The sequence below is a fragment of the Polaromonas sp. genome, from assembly GCF_039932935.1.
Taxonomy (GTDB): Bacteria; Pseudomonadota; Gammaproteobacteria; order Burkholderiales; family Burkholderiaceae_C; genus Polaromonas.
Genome location: NZ_JBDTPB010000004.1, coordinates 1 through 16626, shown reverse-complemented (window position 1 = coordinate 16626; position 16626 = coordinate 1). Strand labels below are relative to the sequence as shown.

Sequence of the window (16626 nt, the reverse complement as noted above, 5' to 3'; positions counted from 1 at the left end):
CTTCCATGCCCTGCACCATGCCGCGGCGTGAGGACAGATCGCCCATCACGTTGCCGGCGTAGTCTTCAGGCGTTTCAACTTCCACGGCCATCATGGGCTCCAGAATCACCGGGCTGGCCTTGCGGCAGCCTTCCTTGAAACCGAAGATGGCAGCCATCTTGAAGGCCAATTCGTTCGAGTCCACATCGTGGTAGGAACCGAAGTGCAGCGTGACCTTGACGTCAACCACCGGATAGCCGGCGAGCACACCAGTCGTCACGGCTTCGTTGATGCCCTTTTCCACCGCAGGGATGTATTCGCGAGGAACCACACCGCCCTTGATGGCGTCGATAAATTCGATGCCCTTGCCGGCTTCGTTGGGCTCGATCTTGAGCACGACGTGGCCGTACTGACCCTTACCACCGGACTGGCGCACGAACTTGCCTTCGGCGTCTTCCACAGTCTTGCGGATGGTTTCGCGGTAAGCCACTTGGGGCTTGCCCACGTTGGCTTCGACGCCAAATTCACGCTTCATGCGGTCCACAATAATTTCCAGATGCAGCTCGCCCATGCCGGCAATCAGGGTCTGGCCGGACTCTTCGTCGGTCTTGACGCGGAAAGACGGATCTTCCTGCGCCAGACGCTGCAGCGCGATACCCATTTTTTCCTGGTCGGCCTTGGTCTTGGGTTCCACAGCCTGCGTAATCACGGGCTCAGGGAACACCATGCGCTCGAGCATGACGATGGCATCGGGATCGCACAGGGTTTCGCCGGTGGTGACGTCTTTGAGGCCCACGCAGGCGGCGATGTCGCCGGCGCGGATTTCGCTGACTTCTTCACGGTTGTTGGCGTGCATCTGCACGATACGGCCGATACGCTCTTTCTTACCCTTGATCGGGTTGTAGACGCTGTCGCCCTTTTTCAGGACGCCGGAATACACGCGCACGAAGGTCAGCTGGCCCACGAACGGGTCAGTCATCAGCTTGAAGGCCAATGCGGAGAACTTCTCTTCATCGTCAGCCTTGCGGGTGACGGGCGCCTCATCTTCGTCCATGCCCTTGACAGGCGGGATGTCGATAGGCGACGGCATGAATTCAATCACGGCGTCCAGCATGCGTTGCACACCCTTGTTCTTGAACGCGGAGCCGCAGTACATCGGCTGGATTTCGCTGGCGATGGTACGCGTGCGGATGCCCAGCTTGATTTCAGCTTCGGTCAAGTCACCTTCTTCAAGGTACTTATTCATGAGCTCTTCAGACGACTCGGCCGCAGCCTCGACCATCTTCTCGCGCCATTCCTTGGCCAGCTCGACGAGCTCGGCGGGGATGTCGCTGTAGGTGAACTTCATGCCTTGCGAGGCTTCGTCCCAGATGATGGCCTTCATTTTCAGCAGGTCGACCACGCCGGTGAAGTTTTCTTCGGCACCGATGGGGATCACCATAGGCACGGGGCTGGCCTTCAGGCGCAGCTTCATCTGCTCCACGACCTTGAAGAAGTTCGCGCCAGTGCGGTCCATCTTGTTGACGAACGCAAGGCGGGGCACCTTGTACTTGTTGGCCTGGCGCCAGACGGTTTCGGACTGGGGCTGAACGCCACCCACGGCGCAGTACACCATGCAGGCGCCGTCAAGCACGCGCATGGAACGCTCCACCTCAATGGTGAAGTCCACGTGGCCCGGGGTGTCGATGATGTTGATGCGGTGTTCGGGCAGGGACGTGTCCATGCCTTTCCAGAAGCAGGTGGTGGCGGCGGAAGTAATCGTGATGCCGCGCTCCTGCTCTTGCTCCATCCAGTCCATGGTGGCCGCGCCGTCGTGAACTTCACCAATCTTGTGGTTCACGCCGGTGTAAAAAAGGATCCGCTCGGTGGTGGTGGTCTTGCCGGCATCAATGTGCGCGGAAATGCCGATGTTGCGGTATTGTGAAATGGGGGTAGCGCGGGACATAAATTACTTTCAGTTCGGGGTTACGAACAAAGACTCGTTGAAAGACTGCCCGCAATCCGGGCATCCTTCATTTCTTCTACGCGTCTGCTGGCCGGGAATGATGTTGTGCACGACACCCGGCTGGCAGAAATTGGGGTTGAACCGGCGGCAATCAAGGTGATCACACCTTGAAACCGCCTGGCAACCCGTCAATTCAGCGCAGCAAATACTGCAATCGAAAAATTAGAAGCGGAAGTGGCTGAACGCCTTGTTGGCTTCTGCCATGCGGTGAACTTCGTCACGCTTTTTCATGGCGCCGCCACGGCCTTCGGTCGCTTCCATCAGCTCATTGGCCAGACGCAAAGACATGGACTTCTCGCCACGCTTCTTGGCGGCTTCCTTCAACCAGCGCATGGCCAGAGCCATACGGCGGACAGGACGCACTTCAACCGGCACCTGGTAGTTGGCACCACCGACACGGCGGGACTTCACTTCAACCATGGGCTTGATGTTGCCGATGGCCATGTGGAAAGCCTCGAGCGGGTCTTTGCCGGGGTTCTTTTTCTCGATAAAGTCGAGCGCGCCATAAATGATGCGCTCTGCGACGGCCTTTTTGCCGCCTTGCATGATCACGTTCATGAACTTGGCGAGATCAACATCGCCAAATTTTGGATCAGGAAGAATTTCACGTTTAGGGACTTCGCGACGACGTGGCATTTTTTCACCTCTTTGCTTCAGTTGGCATTGCTTTTGGCAACACCGCGAGAGTTATCAAAACCCTCACTTACTCGACCGGTGCAACTATTTGCACTTGGGTCACTTCGTTTCAGACACCTGCCAGGGCGAATGAAACACCTTGTTTTGAAAAAGCTTTGCAGCCTCTTCTGGCTCGAATCGTCAAACCCGGGCCGATTTGGCTTATTTGGCCTTTGGCTTCTTGGCACCGTACTTGGAGCGCGACTGCTTGCGGTCTTTCACGCCTTGCAAGTCGAGCGAACCACGGACGATGTGGTAACGCACACCGGGCAAGTCCTTGACACGACCGCCGCGAACCAGCACCACGCTGTGTTCCTGCAGGTTGTGGCCTTCGCCGCCGATGTAGGAAATGATTTCAAATCCGTTGGTCAGGCGCACTTTGGCGACTTTACGCAGAGCGGAGTTGGGCTTTTTAGGCGTCGTGGTGTAGACACGGGTGCAGACACCGCGGCGCTGTGGAGAATTTTCCATCGCGGGGCTCTTGGACTTGATCTTTTCGACCTCGCGCCCCTGACGGACTAACTGATTAATGGTTGGCATTGAAAACGTCCCTAAACGTCTGAAAACTAATTTACCGTGTTGATACGGCCACAAATATTTCCCGCCACGAAAGCGGAAAAGCCTTCTAGTATAAACCGGATGGAGGAATCCCTCAAGCAGAACCCGCGATCAGCCCCTGTCGGGTGATCCGACTGGCGGGGCATTGCACATCCCAAACAAGGATGTTAGCGCCCACTCCAACTTTCGTGCTCGGCAGGAATGTGCGCCCGAAGCGGAACGCTGATCAATTCGTTGCATACGCCGCGGGAGTGTCCGAAGCACGGAGGCACGGCGACGGAGGGTCAAAAAGCGGCTCCAACGACATACCGGCGCCGCCTTCGCTGCGGTTCCTCAATATTCCGTCTTATTTAATCCACAGCCGGATGGCATCCCATGCGCGGCCCAGAATGCCGGCCTCTTCCACCGCCTCCAGTGCCACCAGCGGCACCTCGGCCACGGGCGCCGGGTTGTCGCCCAGGCTGACCTTCAGTGTGCCGACGGCCTGGCCTTTGGCAAACGGCGCCACCAGGGGGTCGGGCCGCGCTACCTGGGTTTTAACTTTGGCGGCATTGCCAGCGGCGACCGCCACCACGATGGCCTGAGGTCGGCCCAGCTTCACGGTCGATGAGGTGCCCTTCCAGACGGAAGGCATCACCACGGCCTGGCCGGCATCAAACAGCTTCACCGCTTCATAGGCCGTATAGCCCCAGTTCAGCAGTTTTTGCGATTCATTGGCCCGGGCACTGTCGCTCACCGTGCCCAGCACGATGGCCAGCAAGCGCCGCCCGCCCGGCGCACCGGCTGCGCCCAGGTTGGGGAAATCACGCTTCGCGGTGGCAATCATGCAATAGCCGGCGGCGTCGGTGTGACCGGTTTTGAGGCCGTCCACGGTCGGGTCGCGGAACAGCAAGGTGTTGCGGTTGGTGTCGTTGGCAGCCGGTGTTCCGGGGTAACGGTATTTCTTGATGGCCGAATAACCGATGTAGTCGGGGAAGTCCTGCATCAGCCGGGTCGACAGAATGCTCAGGTCACGTGCGGTGGTCGTATGGCCCGGCTCCGTCAGGCCTTCCGGGTTTTTATACGACGTGGACTTCATGCCCAGCGCCTTGGCCTGCTCATTCATAAGGCGAACGAAATTCTCGGCTGTTCCGCCCACACCTTCGGCCAATGCCATCGTGGCGTCGTTGCCTGACTGCACCACCATGCCCTTGATCAGGTCCTCGACGGGCACCTGCATCTTCGGGTCGATGAACATGCGCGAGCCCGGCATTTTCCAGGCGCGCTGGCTGACGGGGAATGTCTGCTTCAAATCGATTTTTTTGGATTTGAGTGCGTCAAATACCAGGTATTCGGTCATCAGCTTGGTCAGCGACGCAGGCTCTACCGGCGAATCGATGTCCTTGGCCGCCAGGATCTGGTTGGCGGTGATATCCAGCAGCAGATAGGAACGCGCGGCGATTTCGGGCGCCTGCGGCACCTGGGCATGCGCCGCGGGTACAAGCAGGGTCAGAAACAGGGTCAGGCTGGCGGCGAAATCGCGCAGGCCGCCGGGAGCGCGAAAAGCCTTGAATGTGCAGTGCATGAGGTCGGTGAAATTGAAGTGTTACAGGAAAGGGGCAGGCCGGCGAAAAAGAAGCGCCGGCGTGCGGCAAAAATCAGGCCGCCGGCGACGACAGATGGCGAACCACCAAGTTTTTCAGCAAGGGCAATTGTCCATGAAAGAAATGGCTTCCCCCGGGGACAACCGTAACAGGGAGTGCCTGCGGACGCGCCCAGTCCAGCACCGCCGACAACAGCACCGTGTCGTCCTGCTCACCGTGCACCACCAGCGTTTTCAGGTGCGCAGCCTCAGGGACGGGCGCCGCCGGAGCCCGGCTCACGCTGGTACCGACCAGCACCAGTTTTTCAATGGCGCGGACGGCGTTCAGGCGCTCAAACGCGTGCGTGGTGACAAACGCCCCAAACGAAAATCCGGCCAGCGCCAGCACCTGGCCGTCGCCGGCCGGTGCCGCGTGCTCCACCACGGTCAGCATATCTTCAAGCTCGCCGCGACCTTCATCGTGGGTGCCGGCGCTGCCGCCCACACCGCGAAAGTTAAACCGCACTGCGGTCCATCCGCATTGCACAAAGGCCCGCGCGAGGGTCTGTACCACCTTGTTGTCCATGGTGCCGGCAAACAGCGGGTGCGGGTGCGCGATGACCGCCACGCCGCGCGAAGCGTCAGCGGGAAGGTCCACGGCAATTTCAATCGCACCGGCTGCGCCCTGAATGATTGATTTGCGAGTTTGCGAATTCACGGTGAGGAGTCCATTCAAATAGCTTGCTATCAAATAAGGAGCTGGTGGCGCGTGGCCATATTGGGCTGGAGGGCAAAAAGATGCAAATTTAAGGCAAAACCCGCCGTGCCGGCCCTAGCGACCCACCTGCGCGGGCAGCAGCAGGCGTTCGACGACCTGGCCGTTTTTGAGGTGCGACTCGACGATTTCGTCAATGTCACTTGCGTCGACAAAGGTGTACCAAACGGCCTCGGGGTACACCACCGCGACCGGGCCACCGGCGCAGCGGTCCAGGCAACCGGCTTTGTTGACCCTGACCTTGCCGGGCCCGGCCAGCCCGGCCGCCTTGACCTGCGACTTGCAACGGTCAAAGCCTTCTTGCGCCCGGTGGTCGGCGCAGCAGTCTTCTCCGTTGTTGCGCTGGTTCAGGCAAAAGAAGACATGGCGTTCGTAATAGGATTTTTGTTCTGGCATGGTGTGACTTTAGTGGATGTGTGCTGGGTATGCAGGCGCGCCGGCAGCAGGCATCAAGACGCCTCGACGACCAGCGCGGTCGCTTTTTTCACCAGCGGAAGCACCAGCAACAGGGTCGGAAATGCGATCACCCAGGAAAGCGCCCATACGCCCAGCCAGATGCGCAGGATCCCGGGCGCCATGCCGACGCCTTTGAGCGTGCTGATGATGGACACGATGCAGGTCATGAAAACAGACAACAGCAAGGGCGTGACCCACTGCGCGCTATGAGCGGGGAGTTTTGGCAAACCGAAAAGGGTGCGCGATGAAGATTTCGAAGAGTTCATAAATGGTTCCGTAAGCCGTCCAGTCAAGGCGCCCTTCCCGGCAGCCGAGTAGGCCTGCAGGAAACACAACCCCGGCATGGCCGGCGGTAGTAGGCGCGTTGATTGACGTAAACGCTTACGGCAACTCTTGAGGGAGATCGCAGGCCAATGGTAGCAGAGGCGACGTCGCCAGACGCGCCCAGTTGCGCCGTTAACACGCCGTTAACAGGCCGGTTAACGCCCAAGTTCAGGCCCAGTCAAGGCCAGTTACGGCCCCGGTTCGCGGCCCGACACCCGCACCAGAACATATAGCAAGGCCGCATAGGGCCATAGCCAGCCCAGCCATTGCACCAGGCCATGAAAGCGGATGAAGCGGCCCTGCTCCCAGGTTTGCAAGGTCTGGGCAAAGTACGGGTCAGCCGGTGCCTGGTTGAGCAGCCCCAGATGAATGGTGAGCGCCAGCAGCGCCAGCGCCGCAGCACTCCGGCGCGGCGCCGGCAGCAGCACAGCGGCCAGCAGGCCTGCAAACCCGATGCCTACCTGCACCGGCAGGTCCAGCCAGGCCCAGGCATGGTCCGGACCGTAGCTGAGGGCGGCTGACAGTGCCGATGCCGCAATGCCGACCACGATGATCGCGGCGGAAAAAGCCGCGCGCTGCCACAGCGTGCGAATCACACAGTAGCCGAGCAGGCAGGGAATCAGTGCGCCCAGCGCCACGCACAGCAATTCGGCAATCGGCACCAGCGGCTGCAGCTCCACGTCGCGCACCGGCATCCACTCCAGAAAAGGCGTATCGGTCAGCAACTCGGCGAGTGCCAGTTCCAGCCGCTCAAACACCTGCCCCAACCCGAGGGGCACGGAAGCCGGAAACAGCAACGCCGGCGGCCAAAGCAGCAACAGCACCAGCGCGCCGCGCGCGTCCTGCGCAAACCAGCGCGCCCGAAAGCGGCTCCAGCGGTCCACGATGCCGGTTTTTTCCAGCGCCCACGCGCAACACGCGCCCAGCCATGCGCCGGCCGTGTTGAGCGCCAAATCGACATTGGAAGGAATGCGCGAAGGCAAGTAGCTTTGCAGCGTCTCCATGGCCAGCGACAACAGTGCGCCTGCCAGCACCGCCGCCGTCACGGCCCAGCCAATGCGCCGGCTGCGCAGCGCTGACAACGCCAGCAAGAAGCCCAGCGGCGCGTAACCCAGCAGGTTGGCGCCCACATCAAATCCGGTCCAATACTGCGGTAGCGGCGCGGTCAGGAACCGTAGCGGCGAAATACCCTGGTCGCGCCAATCGGCGAAGGGGTAGAGACTGGCATACACCACCAGGCAAATGGTTGCCAGGGCGAGCGGCCAAGCGGTGGTTTTGTGAACACCCCTATCGTTCTCACTCCGCTTCGGGACGATCTCACCCCTGACATCCTCACGATGCAGCGCATCGTGTAGTTCTGCCTCCCCTTGCAGGGGACGACGCGTCGCGCCCGGCAAAGCCGGTTCGCGCGCGTCTGCTGATGAATTCGGGGAAGGCACTGCGTTCCCTAGGTTGTTAGAAAGGCTTGACCACAACCAGGATGACTGCGGCTAATAACAGCAGCACCGGCGCTTCGTTGAACCAGCGGAACCACTTGTGGCTGCGGGTGTTGCGGTTGTCGACAAACTTCGCAAGCAGGCGGCCGCAGGCGTGGTGGTAGCCGATCACGAGCGCCACGACGGCCAGCTTGGCGTGCATCCAGCCGTTGCCGGGCCCGCGGCCTATGCCGTAGCCCAGGTACAGCCACAGGCCGAATGCCAGCGCGGGCACGGCCAGAATGGTCGTAAAACGCATCAGCTTGCGCGCCATCAGAACCAATCGCTCCCGCTCCGCCACACTTTCCGGCGGGACCATGGCCAGGTTCACAAAAATGCGCGGCAGGTAAAAAAGCCCGGCAAACCAGCTGGCGATGAAAACGATGTGGAGTGATTTGACCCAGAGCATCGGGGTAGTTTAGCCCCCACGCTTTTCACTTCGTGTAATGCGCTGCCCCCCCGAGGGGGCCGCTGCGCCTGCGGCCCGGCTAAGCCGGTTCCGCGGTGGCTGCAACCCCCACGCTCCCCACTTCGTGTGGTCGCTGCCCCCCGAGGGGGGCCGCCCGCCTGCGGCCCGGCAAAACCGGTTCCGCGGCTCATGCTGGTTTAAAACCCGCGCCCCGCCCTGAGGCGATGGGCGCACTGCGGCCGCGCGTTCAGAAATTCGCTGGCCGGGATGAAGCGCAAGGCGCCCGGAGCGCCACAACCGGAGTGGACTCAAGTCCATGAGGATTGCGAGCACCGCGCAACGCGGCGATTCGCCCGGGCAGCGGATTTATGAATGCGCGGGGCAAAAAAAAGGCCCGGATGGCATGAGCCACCGGGCTGGTAAGCCTTTTTGCTGTCACACGCAAAGGCCCCGCTCAGGGAGGAAAAGCGGGATGCAGGTACCAAATTGGTAACCACACGTAGTAATTCTAACCACGCATCTCGCGCCCCGGCAACGATTTACTAAGTGAACTAAGTAATTCGTGTAAAGCTGCACACCATCGACATGGCGAAGGTTCAATCGCCAATGCCCTGCAGGCTTCACGAAATACCGCGAGCCCTTTCATCAACCTTTGGCACAATTTGCGCATGACACATGCATCCCCTTTCGCGCCTTTTCCTGCAGGCCGTCCTCGCCGGCTGCGCCGCGACGCGTTCACCCGCAACCTCGTACGTGAACACGCACTCACTCCCCATGACCTGATTTATCCGGTGTTTGTGGTGGATGGCCAGCAACAGCGCCAGCCGGTTGCGTCCATGCCCGGCGTCGAAAGGTTGAGCCTGGATTTGTTGTTGCCGGTGGCCGAAGAGTGCGTGAAACTGGGCATTCCGGTGATGGCGCTGTTTCCGGTGGTCGATGCCTCGCTCAAAACCTATGACGGCATTGAGGCCACCAACCCCGACGGCTTGATTCCGCAGGTGGTTCGGGCGCTGAAAAAGCATTTTCCCGACCTTGGCGTAATGACCGACGTGGCGCTTGACCCCTTCACCACGCACGGCCAGGACGGTCTGCCGGATGAAAACGGTTACATCCTCAATGAAGAAACGATGGCCATGCTGGTGCGGCAGGCGCTTTGCCAGGCCGAGGCCGGCGTCGACATGGTCGCGCCCAGCGACATGATGGATGGGCGTATTGGCGCGATTCGCCAGGCGCTGGAGGCCAAAAAACTGATCCACACCCGCATCATGGCCTACAGCGCCAAGTACGCCAGCGCCTTTTACGGCCCCTTTCGCGACGCGGTGGGCTCGGCCAACAACCTGGGCAAGGCCGACAAAAAGGCCTACCAGATGGACCCGGGCAACAGCGATGAAGCGCTGCGCGAAGTGGCGATGGACATTGCCGAAGGCGCCGACATGGTGATGGTCAAGCCCGGCATGCCTTATCTCGACGTGGTGCGCCGCGTTAAAGACGAGTTCGGCGTGCCGACCTTTGCCTACCAGGTCAGTGGCGAGTACGCCATGATCAAAGCGGCCGCACAAAACGGCTGGCTGGACCACGATGCCGTGATGATGGAAAGCCTGCTGGCCTTCAAGCGTGCCGGCGCCGACGGCGTGCTGACCTACTTCGCCCTCGATGCAGCCCGCAAAATGCGGCAAACCTGACAGCGGTCAGCGCATGTTGTTGCTATTAGGACAATAGCTGCTTGCGCGCATTCCGCCTGGGCTTGCGGCCAATTTGATACTCAAACATCGAAGAAATTTCATGCGCGTTTTCAGCATCACTTCCGGCGCCCAGGGTACGACCGAAACCGACGCCCTGCCGGCCCAGCTGCCAGCCCAGGGCTTTGTCTGGATCGCCTGCGCACGCCGGGAGTTCGAGGTGATGCAGGCGCAGGTCCAGGCCACGCTGCAGGCCCTGTGCGGCACCCAGCTGGTGGACCTGCATGTGGCCGACCTGCTGAACAACCAGCTCCCCTCTCACTACGATTACACCTCGCAGTACGACGTGCTGGTGTTTCGCCGCCTGGCCGCCGGGCAAAGCGAAACCGACTTCACCCAGCCCGGCGAACCGCTGCACGAGCGCACGAAACGCAGCGGCCCGCCGGTCCTCAAACGCATCGACACCAGCCCCGTCGGGTTTGCGGTGTTTGACCGGGTACTGCTGACCGTGCACCCCGCCGACTGCACGGTGCGCGAGGCCTATGCGACCCGCTTGCTCAACGCCACCACGGCCGAATCCCGCTCCAGCGGCGTCAAGCTGCCCACCAGCCCGGCTGACCTGATGCTGCGCATCGTCAACCAGATGGTGGACGGCTACCTGGAGCTGCGGCGCGAGCTCACGCGCCAGCTCGACCACTGGCAGTCCGAACTGCTCCGGCCCGGCACGCGCTTTAGCAACTGGAGCTCGGTGCTTGATGCGCGGCTTGCCATGCACCACCTCGATGAAATCTGCGAGGACCAGCGCGCTGCGCTGCAGGACTGGATCGACTCGATTGAAACCTGGCCGGAAGGCGCCACGCCTGCCGCCGTGCGCGAGCGCGAGCTGCTCAAAATCCGTTCGCGCGATGTGCTTGAACACATCGAACGCGTGGTGCACCATGTGCGGCGCATGGAGCAAAGCGCCGAGACCGCGGTGCAGATGCATTTTTCGGCGCAAAGCAACCGTACCAACGACATCATGCGCACACTGACGGCGCTCACCGCCATCTTTCTGCCGCTGAATCTGATCACCGGCTTCTTCGGCATGAATTTCGAGTTCATGCCCTTCCTGCACGCGTCCACCGGTTTCTGGTGGACCTTCGGCTTCATGGTGTTGATCGTCGTGGTGGTCGCGACGGTGTTCTGGCGCAAGCAATACCTGGCCAGAACACGCCGCTGAGAGGCGCACACAAGATTTCCTCGCAGCACTGCCGCTATCAACCGCCATGCAGTCCGAAGCCCACCCCGACCCCGCCTGCGCCGTGAAGGTCGGCTGCGCGGGCTGGAGCCTGCCGCGAGACACCTGGCCGGAATTCCCCCCGGACGGCAGCCATCTTGAGCGCTACGCCGCGCGCTTCAGCGCCGTCGAAATCAATTCCTCGTTCTACCGCCCGCACCAGCCCACCACCTACGCGCGCTGGGCAGACGGCGTGCCGGCGGATTTCCGTTTTTCCGTGAAGCTGCCCAAAACCATCACGCATGAAAAGCGGCTGCGCCAACGCGAAGCCCTGCTGGATGTTTTTCTGGAACAGGCCGGTTGCCTCGGCAAAAAACTGGGTTGCCTGCTGGTTCAGCTGCCGCCCAGCCTGGCGTTTGATCCGCAGGCGGCAGAAAGCTTTCTGGCGGGCCTGCGGCATCGCCATGGCGGCGGTATCGCGCTGGAGCCGCGGCACGCCAGCTGGTTCAGCCCGGCAGTGGATGACCTGCTCAAGGCCATGAAGGTGTCGCGCGTTCTGGCCGACCCGGTTTTGTTCGACGCCGCCCGCTACCCCGGCGGCTACCCCGGCCTGGTCTACGTGCGCCTGCACGGGTCACCACGCATGTACTACTCGGCGTATGCGCCTGACGTGCTGGATGCGCTTGCCGTCCGGCTCAAGCTTGCGGCGGCGTCCGACGCGTCCGCGTGGTGCATCTTTGACAATACGGCCAACGGGGCGGCGGCGCCTGATGCCCTTCGCCTCACTCAGACCCTGCAAGGGCTATGAGCCGGCGGGCGCGAACAGCGCCCTGAAACAAGGATGTCACATGCGCAAGCGCTCCAGCAAGAAGGCAATGAAGGGCCACGTATCGTGTGCCGACGACCTGACACGCGAAAACGTGCAGTCCATGCGGCGCGTGGAAGAGGCGGCGCTGGCCAACCGCAGCCGGGCCGACCGCATGGCCGCTTTTGTTGCAGGCTTCTGCGGCTCCATGACTTTTGTCTGGATGCATGTGCTCGTCTTTGCATCGTGGATCGGCTTTAACGCATGGCCGGGGCTGGCGCATTTTGACCCTTACCCGTTCACCTTCCTCACGCTGGTGGTGTCGCTGGAAGCCATCTTCCTCTCGTCCTTTATCCTGATCAGCCAGAACTACGAATTGCGCATCAGCGACCGACGCAACCAGCTGGACCTGCAGATCAATCTGCTGACCGAGCAGGAAAATACCAAGATGATCCAGATGCTCGAACGCATCGCCAAGAAGGTGGGCGCCAACCTGGAGGGCGACCCGGACATACCCATCCTCAGGGAGGACACCGACCCGGAAAAGCTGGTGGCCCAGATCGAGCAGGCGCAGCGCGAAAACCCGGCGCCCTGAGACCACACGCTTGCACGTTGCTCAAATCCAGGGCTGCGCCAAGCCTTCGTCCGTGAACGCCTGAATCACCGCGGGACGCGCCAGCACCCGTTGCAGGTAAGGGCCAAGATGGGGACGGCTGCGCGCTGGCGATGACGCAAAGTTGCGCGTCCAGCGGCACAGCGTCAGCGTGTAAATGTCCACCGCGGAATACTTCGCTCCCAATAGCCAGGGTTGGCCATGAAGTTTTTCAAGCCTTGCCAGCTCGGCATCCAGCTGGTCGAGCATCTGCCCCACCCGGGCTTCCGCGTGCGACTTCAGCTCGGTTACACCGGCGGCGTTTCCGGGATTCATCCAGCGGTCGGTGTAGAAGTAAACAATGAGCGTCGCCTGCAGCGTATTGGTCAGCCACATCAGCCATTTGTAGAAATGCGCACGCTCGACGGAGCCCACTGCGGGCGCCAAGCCCGCCTCGGGATGTGTATCGCACAGGTGCAGGCAGATTGCCGCGGTTTCATACAACACCAGCTCGCCATCCACCAGCGTCGGGATCAAGCCGTTGGGGTTGAGCTTGCGGTACTCCTCAGAACGGTGCGCGCCCGCGCTGGTATCGACCAGGATTTTTTCAAATGGCACGCCCAGCTCATGAAGCAGGATGTGGGGAACCATGGCGGCGCTGCTGGGGGAAAAATGGAGTTGGATCATATGGCCAATGCTAATGCACAAGCCCTTTCCAATCAGCCCCAACCAGCCCAATCAGACCGCTTCATGGCGGATCAAGGAAGGACACAACAAAACCCCAGCGCTTGCCTTGACAGTTTTTTCTAAAACGCCTATTCTAGAATGATCAATTTAAATGACCCAAGAATAAACACGTGTCACGACCCCGCTCTTTTGACGAATCCGCAGTGCTCACCGGTGCCATGCAAGCTTTTCGGCGCACCGGTTTCTCCACGATGTCCATACGCACGCTCGAGGAGGCTACCGGCCTCAGCGCCGGCAGTATCTACAACGCCTACGGCGACAAGGCCGGCTTGTTCAAGGCTTCGTTTGCCCATTACCTGAACGAGGTCCTCAGGCGGCGCATCGCTGCCCACGCCGCCCCGGCCAAGGGACTGGCGGGCGTTCGGGCGCTGTTCCAGTCCCTGCTGCGGGAGCCCGGAGGCACAAGCCATGGCTGCCTGATCACGAACTCGGCCATTGAATTCGGCGGCGACGGCCTGTTGCCAGCGGACTCCCTGGCAGAGGCCTTTGAGATCCTGCGCGCAGCGCTGCAGGACCGCCTCGCCGACGCGCAAGCAGCTAACCTTTTGCCCCCGAAGCTCAGCCCCGCTGTCGCCGCGCTCAAGCTGGTGGCGTTTTACCAGGGCGTGCTGGTACTGGTGCGTGCTGGCCACGACAAACGAACCCTCAAGCAAGCCATTGACCTCGAATTCGACACCCTGGAAAGCGCATGACATGACCCCCCACACCTTGTGGATTCGCTACGCCCGCATCTGGTCGGCAGACCCGGTCACGCGTGACGCCGAACTTGAAATCTGCCTGCATGATGAGTGCAGTTACTGCGATGTGAACGGGCTGCTCGAAGGACGCGCCGCCTTGTCCGCCTATATGGGCGGCTTTCAGGATATGGCGCCCGGCGCGCACTTTCACATCCTCAGCGTTGCCGAGCACCATGGGCGCTGTCTCTGTGCCTGGGAACTCAGGGACGTCAACAACTCGGTGCTGCAAACAGGCAGGAGTTTTGCCGTGCTGCACCAGGACGGCCGCCTGCAGCACATCACCGGCTTCTTTGATTCCGCTGCCTGAGCTGCAGCATGGCCACTTCCGTTACGCTGCTGCAAGCCGCCGAAACCGCCGACGGCCTGGGCGCGCTGGGAAAGGTGGAGGTGAAGAAGTTTTTCGGCGGTGCAGGTCTGGTTCTGAACGGCGTGTATTTCGCGTTCTTCATGAAGGGCACTTTGTACTTGCGCACGGACGAGAGCACCCGTACGCGTTTTGAAGCCCTGGCGCTGGCGCCGTTTTCCTATGCCACCAAGACCGGGCGCGTCACCGTCACCGCCTACCATGAGGCCCCGGCCGATGCCATGGAGGACAGCCAGACCCTGCTCACCTGGGCACGCGATGCCTACGCTGCGGCAGTGCGGTCACGCAAGGCGCCTGCGATACGCGCTGTCAAGCCAAAGCGGGCAAGGAGGGCCGCGTCATGACGACACATTCATGGCAGGCCTGTCACTTCAGCCCGAACAAACTGGCGCCGTTCCCCCACGCGATCTTTCGTGCCACATCCCGCGGCAGATCACCGAGCCAGGTGCGGTAACCCCTCATGGTCTCGTCGTAATACTGCCAGCGCTGGTTGACCCAGGTGTCGGAGCCGATCATGAAGCGCGTTGGATATTTGAGCAGCAGCGTGCGCCACTCGGGACACAAATATGGACCCCCACGCTCGCGCACTGCGTGTCGTTCGCTGCCCCCCGAGGGGGCTTGCCCGCCTTGGGGCGGCCCGGCGTCGGTCCGTCCACCATCGCAAGTCAAGCCCGGGCGGTAAGACAGCTCACCCATGAGCTGCGGGTATTTGCCCAGCAGCGCATCGACCCGCGCCACGGGCGCGCCACCTATGCCGGTGTGCGCCCAGACCAGGCGCGCATCGGGCGCATGGGCCATCAGCAGGTCAATCGCCGTGTCGTCCACATGCGCCAGCACCGCCAGCTTGTTTTTTGCCGCGAACTGCATGAGTTTTTTAGCCACCGGGCCGTTGGCGTTGGCGCTGTCGTAGAGGTGGAACTCACCAATGCCCTTGTACGGCCCGGCCTGGTCACCGGTGACGCCATGCGCGAATTCTGCCTGCACCATTTCAAAGATCGTCTCGTCGCGAAACCAGTTGTCGTAGTCAGCGCGGTTGCGGTATAGGCGGATAAAAGGCACCACCGTCACGCCTGCCTGGCGGGTTTCGGCCATGGCGGCCAAAGACTTCGTGCCGTCGTTGGGCCGCGAGTTGGCGACGATGGCTTTGACGCCGCTGCGCTTCATGCGGGCCAGCACATCGCTTGGCGGGTGCGGGCCGCTGCTACCGTTCCACGCCTCTTCGTTGTAGTGCAGATGGGTGTCAAACAGGGGGCCGGCATAGTCGGCCGCTTGGGCAAGCGACGAAGATGCTATGAAAACAATAGCTGCTGGCGCACACCCCCAACGGGCTGCAGGCCAAAAATGCTTGAAGCCCGGTTCGCGGCGCATGCTCAAGCCAGTTTTTCGGCAAAAAATGCCAACGAGCGCTCGCGCGCCAGATTGGCGGCCGCCTCGTCGTATGCGCCACGCTGGTCGCAGTTAAAGCCGTGGTCGGCCGAATAAATGTGGGTCTCGACTTCCGGATGCGCCTTGATGAACGCGTGGATGGTGTCCAGCGGAATCGAATGGTCGCGGTCGCTGAAGTGGGCCAGCACCGGGCATCGGGGTTGCAGGGCAATCTCGGCCTCGGCCGTCATGCCGCCGCCGTAGTAGGGAACCGCCGCGGTCAGGCCCTTGAGCAGACACGCGGCGCGCCAGGCCAGGAAGCCGCCCCAGCAAAAACCAATGATGCCCACCTTGCCGCCGCTGGCCTTTGCCGCGTGATCAATGGCGGCCTGGATGTCCGTCAGCACCCCCGGCGCGGGCAGGCCGTTGACCGCGGCTTTCAATGCGATGCCCTCTTTCATGCCGGCCTCGTCGTAGCCCATGTCAACGCCGGGCTTGATGCGGTGAAAAGTCGCCGGCGCCACCGCCAGATAACCCTGATCGGCAAAGCGGTCAGTCACGGCCTGGATGTGCGCGTTGACACCAAAAATTTCCTGCAAAACCACCATGGCGGCCTTGGGTTTTCCCGCCGGCTCCGCCACATAGGCCGGAAACACAAAGCCGTCAGCGGCCGTCAAATCGATGAATTTACCCACGGTGCAATCTCCTTGATTCCAATGAAAGTGGAAGGTGTCAAAAATAAGCTGATTTATGAGCCGGTTCTGGCGGCCAGCTTGCGCTCCACAAAATCGAGCCGGTCCTGGCCCCAGAACAACTCGCCATCGATGACATAACTGGGCGCGCCAAACACGCCGGCGTCAATCGCCTGCTGGGTATTGGCCTCATAGCGCTCCTGCACCGCCTG

Annotated in this window: 20 protein-coding genes; 7 read left to right on the top strand and 13 right to left on the bottom strand. The window is 61.4% G+C overall.

Going from position 1 to position 16626, the window contains the following annotated elements:
* The 9 genes from fusA to ABI546_RS00400 all read right to left on the bottom strand — a co-directional run.
* Positions 1-1924: elongation factor G (gene fusA / locus ABI546_RS00440; protein WP_348042985.1), on the bottom strand; the 1924-nt coding region annotated here is incomplete at its 3' end.
* A 222-nt stretch (positions 1925-2146) separates the two neighbouring features.
* A complete protein-coding gene (gene rpsG, locus ABI546_RS00435; protein WP_011481226.1) occupies positions 2147-2620 on the bottom strand; it encodes a 30S ribosomal protein S7 in 474 nt (157 codons plus the stop codon).
* A 201-nt stretch (positions 2621-2821) separates the two neighbouring features.
* Positions 2822-3199: a 30S ribosomal protein S12 gene (gene rpsL / locus ABI546_RS00430; protein ID WP_092130055.1), complete on the bottom strand. Its 378-nt coding sequence runs from the start codon at positions 3197-3199 to the stop codon at positions 2822-2824.
* Positions 3200-3563: 364 nt separating this feature from the next.
* Positions 3564-4781, bottom strand: a complete 1218-nt coding sequence (locus ABI546_RS00425; RefSeq protein ID WP_348042982.1) for a D-alanyl-D-alanine carboxypeptidase family protein — start codon at positions 4779-4781, stop codon at positions 3564-3566.
* Positions 4782-4854: 73 nt separating this feature from the next.
* Positions 4855-5496 carry an alpha/beta fold hydrolase gene (locus ABI546_RS00420; protein WP_348042980.1) on the bottom strand — a complete coding sequence of 214 codons (642 nt, stop codon included), beginning with the start codon at positions 5494-5496 and terminating at the stop codon, positions 4855-4857.
* 114 nt (positions 5497-5610) lie between these two features.
* The gene (locus ABI546_RS00415) at positions 5611-5949 is read right to left on the bottom strand and encodes a (2Fe-2S) ferredoxin domain-containing protein (RefSeq protein ID WP_348042978.1); all 339 of its coding nucleotides are present in this window, start codon (positions 5947-5949) and stop codon (positions 5611-5613) included.
* A 53-nt stretch (positions 5950-6002) separates the two neighbouring features.
* The gene (locus ABI546_RS00410) at positions 6003-6275 is read right to left on the bottom strand and encodes a DUF2798 domain-containing protein (protein ID WP_348042976.1); all 273 of its coding nucleotides are present in this window, start codon (positions 6273-6275) and stop codon (positions 6003-6005) included.
* A 246-nt stretch (positions 6276-6521) separates the two neighbouring features.
* Positions 6522-7649 carry a VanZ family protein gene (locus ABI546_RS00405; protein WP_348042989.1) on the bottom strand — a complete coding sequence of 376 codons (1128 nt, stop codon included), beginning with the start codon at positions 7647-7649 and terminating at the stop codon, positions 6522-6524.
* A gap of 139 nt (positions 7650-7788) precedes the next feature.
* Positions 7789-8217: a CopD family protein gene (locus tag ABI546_RS00400; protein ID WP_348042974.1), complete on the bottom strand. Its 429-nt coding sequence runs from the start codon at positions 8215-8217 to the stop codon at positions 7789-7791.
* 668 nt (positions 8218-8885) lie between these two features.
* On the opposite strand from ABI546_RS00400, the gene hemB reads away from it, so the two are divergent.
* The 4 genes from hemB to ABI546_RS00380 all read left to right on the top strand — a co-directional run bounded on the left by hemB (position 8886) and on the right by ABI546_RS00380 (position 12512).
* The gene (gene hemB, locus ABI546_RS00395) at positions 8886-9899 is read left to right on the top strand and encodes a porphobilinogen synthase (protein ID WP_348042972.1); all 1014 of its coding nucleotides are present in this window, start codon (positions 8886-8888) and stop codon (positions 9897-9899) included.
* A gap of 100 nt (positions 9900-9999) precedes the next feature.
* Positions 10000-11115 (top strand): magnesium transporter CorA family protein, encoded by a 1116-nt coding sequence (locus tag ABI546_RS00390; protein WP_348042970.1) that lies wholly within the window; start codon positions 10000-10002, stop codon positions 11113-11115.
* Between the two features lie 46 nt (positions 11116-11161).
* Positions 11162-11920 (top strand): DUF72 domain-containing protein, encoded by a 759-nt coding sequence (locus ABI546_RS00385; RefSeq protein WP_348042968.1) that lies wholly within the window; start codon positions 11162-11164, stop codon positions 11918-11920.
* A gap of 40 nt (positions 11921-11960) precedes the next feature.
* Positions 11961-12512 carry a DUF1003 domain-containing protein gene (locus ABI546_RS00380; protein ID WP_348042966.1) on the top strand — a complete coding sequence of 184 codons (552 nt, stop codon included), beginning with the start codon at positions 11961-11963 and terminating at the stop codon, positions 12510-12512.
* Between the two features lie 21 nt (positions 12513-12533).
* Here ABI546_RS00380 and ABI546_RS00375 read toward each other — a convergent pair whose 3' ends face one another.
* On the bottom strand, positions 12534-13196 hold the full coding sequence (locus ABI546_RS00375; RefSeq protein WP_348042964.1) for a glutathione S-transferase family protein: 663 nt from the start codon (positions 13194-13196) through the stop codon (positions 12534-12536).
* Positions 13197-13366: 170 nt separating this feature from the next.
* Between ABI546_RS00375 and ABI546_RS00370 the strand changes: the two genes are divergently transcribed.
* Genes ABI546_RS00370 through ABI546_RS00360 form a run of 3 tightly spaced genes read left to right on the top strand, consistent with a single transcriptional unit; the run spans position 13367 to position 14701 of the window.
* Positions 13367-13948 (top strand): TetR/AcrR family transcriptional regulator, encoded by a 582-nt coding sequence (locus ABI546_RS00370; protein WP_348042962.1) that lies wholly within the window; start codon positions 13367-13369, stop codon positions 13946-13948.
* 1 nt (position 13949) lies between these two features.
* A complete protein-coding gene (locus ABI546_RS00365) occupies positions 13950-14300 on the top strand; it encodes a hypothetical protein (protein WP_348042960.1) in 351 nt (116 codons plus the stop codon).
* 8 nt (positions 14301-14308) lie between these two features.
* Positions 14309-14701 (top strand): TfoX/Sxy family protein, encoded by a 393-nt coding sequence (locus tag ABI546_RS00360; RefSeq protein WP_348042958.1) that lies wholly within the window; start codon positions 14309-14311, stop codon positions 14699-14701.
* Between the two features lie 22 nt (positions 14702-14723).
* Here ABI546_RS00360 and ABI546_RS00355 read toward each other — a convergent pair whose 3' ends face one another.
* The 3 genes from ABI546_RS00355 to ABI546_RS00345 all read right to left on the bottom strand — a co-directional run.
* Entirely contained in the window at positions 14724-15725 is a 1002-nt protein-coding gene (locus ABI546_RS00355; RefSeq protein ID WP_348042956.1) for an amidohydrolase, read from the bottom strand.
* A 2-nt stretch (positions 15726-15727) separates the two neighbouring features.
* Entirely contained in the window at positions 15728-16417 is a 690-nt protein-coding gene (locus ABI546_RS00350) for a dienelactone hydrolase family protein (RefSeq protein ID WP_348042954.1), read from the bottom strand.
* Positions 16418-16470: 53 nt separating this feature from the next.
* The coding region (locus ABI546_RS00345) for a DsbA family protein (protein ID WP_348042987.1) at positions 16471-16626 on the bottom strand (156 nt) is incomplete at its 5' end.